This window comes from Streptomyces beijiangensis, from assembly GCF_017315755.1.
Lineage (GTDB): Bacteria > Actinomycetota > Actinomycetes > Streptomycetales > Streptomycetaceae > Streptomyces > Streptomyces beijiangensis.
In genome coordinates this window covers 1-4458 of record NZ_JAFLRJ010000345.1, presented here as the reverse complement: position 1 = coordinate 4458, position 4458 = coordinate 1, and the positions used below count along the sequence as shown (strand labels likewise).

The following is a 4458-nucleotide window of genomic DNA, read 5'->3' as shown; positions in this document are numbered from 1 at the left end:
TCGCAGGCGGCCTGATCCGCCGGACACCCCCTAGGGATCAGGTCACCGTACGGCGACACACTTCACCGAACAGCGCCGCACATCGGCCTGCGTTCGCCCACGTCCGCCCGCGTACGACCTCCTGCGGGTTCGTTCGTCGCATGGCGGTGACCGGTGGATGCGGCGGTGCACTGGTTCCATGAACAACGACGAGAAGAAGAACCGGTCCGCACTCGACCTGATCGCCCTCCTCAGCCTGCTCGCCCTCGCGACGATCGTCTACGCCGCCACAGGACCGGAGGCCTTCGCCGCGGTGACAGGCGTCGGGGGCGCGCTCTTCACCAGCTGGCGCAGCCGCCGGGACCGCGACTGAGGAATCCGCCTGCGGCCCTTGTGCGGCCGCGCCCCTCCTCCTACCTTTGACGGAGTCAAAGAAACCGGCCCTGGGTGGACATCATGCCCGTACATGAGATCCGCGCGTTCAACCGCTTCTACACCAACCTGATCGGCGCGCTCGACTACAGCAAGCACCTCTACACCCCGTACACCCTCACCGAGTCACGTGTCCTGTACGAACTCGCCCACGCACCCCGCACCGACGCCGCCGACCTGCGCGCCGAACTCTCCCTGGACGCGGGCTATCTGAGCCGCCTCCTCGCCAAGTTCGAGCGCGAGGGGCTCGTCGAGCGGGCGCCCTCCGCACTCGATTCGCGGCGCCAGCGCATCACGCTCACGCCTCGCGGCCGCGAGGCCGCGGCCCTGCTCGACGAGCGGTCGCGGGAAGCCGTCAACGCGATGCTCTCGAAGGTCGATCCGGCCGACCGGGCCCGGCTCACGGAGGCCATGCGGTCCGTCCGCGAGATCCTGCGGCAGGGCGGCGCCCAGGAGGCCGCGCGGCCCGCGCTGCGCGAGCCGGGGCCCGGCGAGCTCGGGTGGATCGTGCAGCGGCACGGGGCCCTGTACGCCGCCGAGTTCGGGTGGAACGCCGACTTCGAGGGGCTCGTCGCCCGGATCGTCGCCGACTTCGCGCAGGACCACGACCCGTATCTGGAACGTGTGTGGATCGCGGAGCTCGACGGGCGTCCCGTCGGCGGAGTGATGTGCGTCCGGGACGACGCGCCGGGCACCGCCCGGCTGCGGCTGCTGCTCGTGGAGCCCTCCGCCCGCGGGCACGGCGTGGGGCGTCAACTGGTCGACGTCGTCGTCGCGTTCGCGCGCGAGGTGGGGTACCGCGAGCTCGTGCTGTGGACCAACGATGTGCTCGCCTCCGCACGCAGGATCTATCAGGGCGCCGGGTTCACACTCGTCGCCGAGAAGCCGCACCGCTCCTACGGGGCGGATCTGGTCGGACAGGACTGGCGGCTCAGTCTTCAGGAAGGGATTGTTCGTTGAAGTTCGCTTTCTCCACCCTCGGGGTGCCCGGCATGCCCATCACGGATGTCGTACGCCTCGCCTCCGGAACCGGCTACCAGGGCGTGGAGCTCCGGGCCCACCCGGAGGAGCCCCTGCACCCCGGGTCCACCGCCGCCGAACGGGCCGCCGCCGTCGAGGAGTTCGCCCGGGGCGGCATCGAGATCCTCGGTGTCGCCGGGTACGTACGGGTCGCCGCCGAGGGTGACGACACGGAGGCCGAGCGCGGGCTCGTCGAGCTCGTGGACCTCGCCGCCGATCTGGGCGCTCCCTTCGTCCGGGTCTTCCCCGGCGGCGGCGACCAGCCGCAGGACGTCGCGGACGCAACGGCCGCACGGCGGCTGGGTTTCGCGGCGGAGATCGCCGCGGACAAGGGCGTGACGATCCTCCTGGAAACGCACGACTCGCACCGCACCGGCGTCGCGTCGGCCCGTGTGCTCGGCCCTGTGGGACACCGGAACGTGGGCGCCCTCTGGGACGTCATGCACACCTGGCTCGGCGGCGAGGACCCCGTCACCAGTCATGCCGTACTCGCCCCTCACCTTGGATACGCCCAGGTCAAGGACATCGCGTCGGCCGACGACAAGACCCCGCTCGCCCTGGGCGCAGGCGTCCTGCCGCTGGCCGAATGCGTAGGGATCCTCAGCTCCGAGAACCCTGGGGGCTGGCTGTGCTGGGAGTACGAGAAGCGGTGGTATCCGCAGGCCGAGGAGCTGCCGGGGATGCTGGCAGCGGGGCGCGAGCACCTGGAGCAGCTGATCGCGAAAGCGAAGACCGCGCAGTCCTAGAAGCCAGAGCTACGCCGCCCACCAGGAGCGCCGCCGCGCACCAGTCCAGCGCGGTCAGGCGCTCGTGGAGGAAGAGCGCCGCCGATGACATCCCGAAGACCGGGACCAGGAGCGTGAAGGGCGCCACCGAGTTCGCCGGGTGGTGACGGAGCAGGAACCCCCAGGCGCCGAAGCCGAATACGGTGGACACCCAGGCGACGAAGACGATGGTGCCCGCACCGCTCCAGTCGAGCCCCGAGAGGGCCTCCGCGTCCGCGCGGGGGCCCTCGAAGAGCAGGGAGAGCGCGAGGAGCGGCAGTACGGGCACGGTCGAGACCCAGACCATGAAGTTGAGCGGGTCGGGCGGGGCGGCCTTGCGGGTGAGGACGTTGGAGACGCCCCAGAAGGCGGCGGCCGCGACCACCAGGACGAAGCCGAGCACGGCGCCGTCGAGCCCCTCGCCGACCGCCGCCACCGCGATGCCCGCGAGGGCGACCGCCATGCCGGCGACCCGGACGCGGGGCAGTCGCTCGCCGAGCACGGCCGCCGCGAAGAGGGCCGTGAAGACCGCCTGCACCTGCAGGACGAGGGACGGGAGGCCGGCCCCCATGCCCTGGTTCATGCCGATGAAGAGCAGACCGAACTTGCCCACGCCGAGGGCGAGTCCGACGCCCACGATCCACTTCCAGGCGACCTTCGGGCGCCCCACGAAGAAGACCGCGGGCAGCGCCGCGACCAGGAAGCGCAGGGCCGAGAAGAGCAGGGGCGGGAAGTGGGCGAGGCCGATGTCGATGACGACGAAGTTGACCCCCCAGACTGCGGTGATCAGGACGGCTAGGGCGATGTGCGATGGGCGCATGGCTCGATGATCGGCGACTTCAACCCGTTAACACCAGCGCGGATGTCTTCATGGTTGGATTGAGCATTGCTAATGAATGACTGCCTGAGTGAGGATGTGCCGTGCTCGATCTCGCCCGGCTGCGCGCGCTGCACGCCGTCTCCGTCCACGGTTCGGTCGCCGCCGCGGCGACCGCCCTCGGCTACACCCCGTCCGCGGTCTCGCAGCAGATCACCAAGCTGGAGCGGGAGACCCGCACCACCCTCCTCGAGCGCCGCGGCCGGGGCATCGCCCTGACCGAAGAGGCTCTGCAACTGGCCTCCACCGCGCAGGAGTTGCTCGCCATCGTGGAGCGCGCCGAGACGAGCCTGGAGGAACAGCGCGGCCGGCCGGCCGGACGGCTGGCCATCGCCGCCTTCGCCTCGGCCGCGCGCGGCCTGCTCCCCGGCGTACTGGCACAACTGGCGGCCGAACACTCGGCGTTGGACGCGCGACTCACCGAGGTCGATCCCCATCTGTCGATCGGCCTCGTCGCCCAGGGCGTGGTCGACCTCGCGGTCGCGCACGACTGGGACATCGCCCCACTGCCCACTCCCGAGGGCGTCGAGCAGGCGGTGATCGGCGACGACCCCTGCGATCTGCTCGTACCGGCCGGGCATCCGCTGGCCGGCCGTACGGCGGTACGGCGCGAGGAGCTGGCCGGCGAGCGGTGGATCTGCCAGCCTCCCGGGCGGGTCTGCCACGACTGGCTGGTACGGACGCTGCGCACGGTCGGCGACGAGCCGGACATCGCGCACACGGCCGAGGAGAACGAGACCATCGTCGCCCTGGTCGCCGCCGGGCTCGGGATCGCCGCGGTCCCCCGCCTGGGGCGCGGCCCACTGCCCGGCGGGGCCGTCGCCGTACAGCTGGACCCGCTTCCGGTGCGGCGGCTGTACGCACTCTGGCGTACGGGGGCGGCCAGGCGGCCCGCGATCACGGAGACCGTACGGACGCTCCAGGCGCACTGGGCCCGGTAGAGCGCACCCGTACCGAACTGCCGGAAGTGGGGAACCGGCGGGGAACGGCGGTCGTCCAAGTGCCGTGCTGCTGGTGAGTCACCGCGGAGCGGTGTCGGCCTCGCTGCTGGCTGCGAACGCTGACTCCCCTCTCCAACCGCCTGCGGCCGGCAGCACACCCGCCACCGGCGCGCCCCCCTCCAGACTGCGCCGGTGGCGGCACCCTTCCTCAGGCCCCTTCCTCAGGCCCCTTCCTCAAGACCCTTTCGCGGGGCTCTTTCGTGAGGCCCTTTCTGCGCGCCCTCTTGACCCGGCAGTTACTTTCCGGATATCCGTGCACCTTGGAAGTTTCCTTCAACTCCCTGCGCAGCACGGCCGGAAGGAGCACCAAGTGCCCCACCGCACCTCCAGACGCACCCTGCTCACCGCTACAGCGGCTGCCGCCGCGGCAGCCGCTGTAGCGGTG

The 4458-nt window shown here is 71.3% G+C and carries 4 protein-coding genes and 1 pseudogene; 4 read left to right on the top strand and 1 reads right to left on the bottom strand.

From position 1 onward, the window contains the following. Window positions 1-178: 178 nt before the first annotated feature. From J0695_RS30170 to J0695_RS44255, 3 genes and pseudogenes are all read left to right on the top strand, one after another. On the top strand, window positions 179-352 hold the full coding sequence (locus J0695_RS30170; RefSeq protein WP_206967363.1) for a hypothetical protein: 174 nt from the start codon (window positions 179-181) through the stop codon (window positions 350-352). 83 nt (window positions 353-435) lie between these two features. After that, on the top strand, window positions 436-1371 hold the full coding sequence (locus tag J0695_RS30165; RefSeq protein WP_206967361.1) for a bifunctional helix-turn-helix transcriptional regulator/GNAT family N-acetyltransferase: 936 nt from the start codon (window positions 436-438) through the stop codon (window positions 1369-1371). Beyond that, a pseudogene (locus J0695_RS44255) lies at window positions 1368-2147 on the top strand (sugar phosphate isomerase/epimerase family protein); the annotation flags it as partial. The gene J0695_RS30165 and the pseudogene J0695_RS44255, both read left to right, overlap by 4 nt. On the opposite strand, the gene J0695_RS30160 reads toward J0695_RS44255, so the two are convergent. Further along, window positions 2032-3015 (bottom strand): EamA family transporter, encoded by a 984-nt coding sequence (locus J0695_RS30160; RefSeq protein WP_206967359.1) that lies wholly within the window; start codon window positions 3013-3015, stop codon window positions 2032-2034. The pseudogene J0695_RS44255 and the gene J0695_RS30160 overlap by 116 nt on opposite strands. A 101-nt stretch (window positions 3016-3116) precedes the next feature. On the opposite strand from J0695_RS30160, the gene J0695_RS30155 reads away from it, so the two are divergent. After that, entirely contained in the window at window positions 3117-4013 is an 897-nt protein-coding gene (locus J0695_RS30155) for a LysR family transcriptional regulator (RefSeq protein WP_206967357.1), read from the top strand. Window positions 4014-4458: the final 445 nt, after the last annotated feature.

Coding starts and splice junctions, on each gene's coding strand:
- J0695_RS30170 (WP_206967363.1), top strand. CDS start 179: ATGAACAACGACGAGAAGAAGAACCGGTCCGCACTCGACCTGATCGCC.
- J0695_RS30165 (WP_206967361.1), top strand. CDS start 436: ATGCCCGTACATGAGATCCGCGCGTTCAACCGCTTCTACACCAACCTG.
- J0695_RS30160 (WP_206967359.1), bottom strand. CDS start 3,015: ATGCGCCCATCGCACATCGCCCTAGCCGTCCTGATCACCGCAGTCTGG.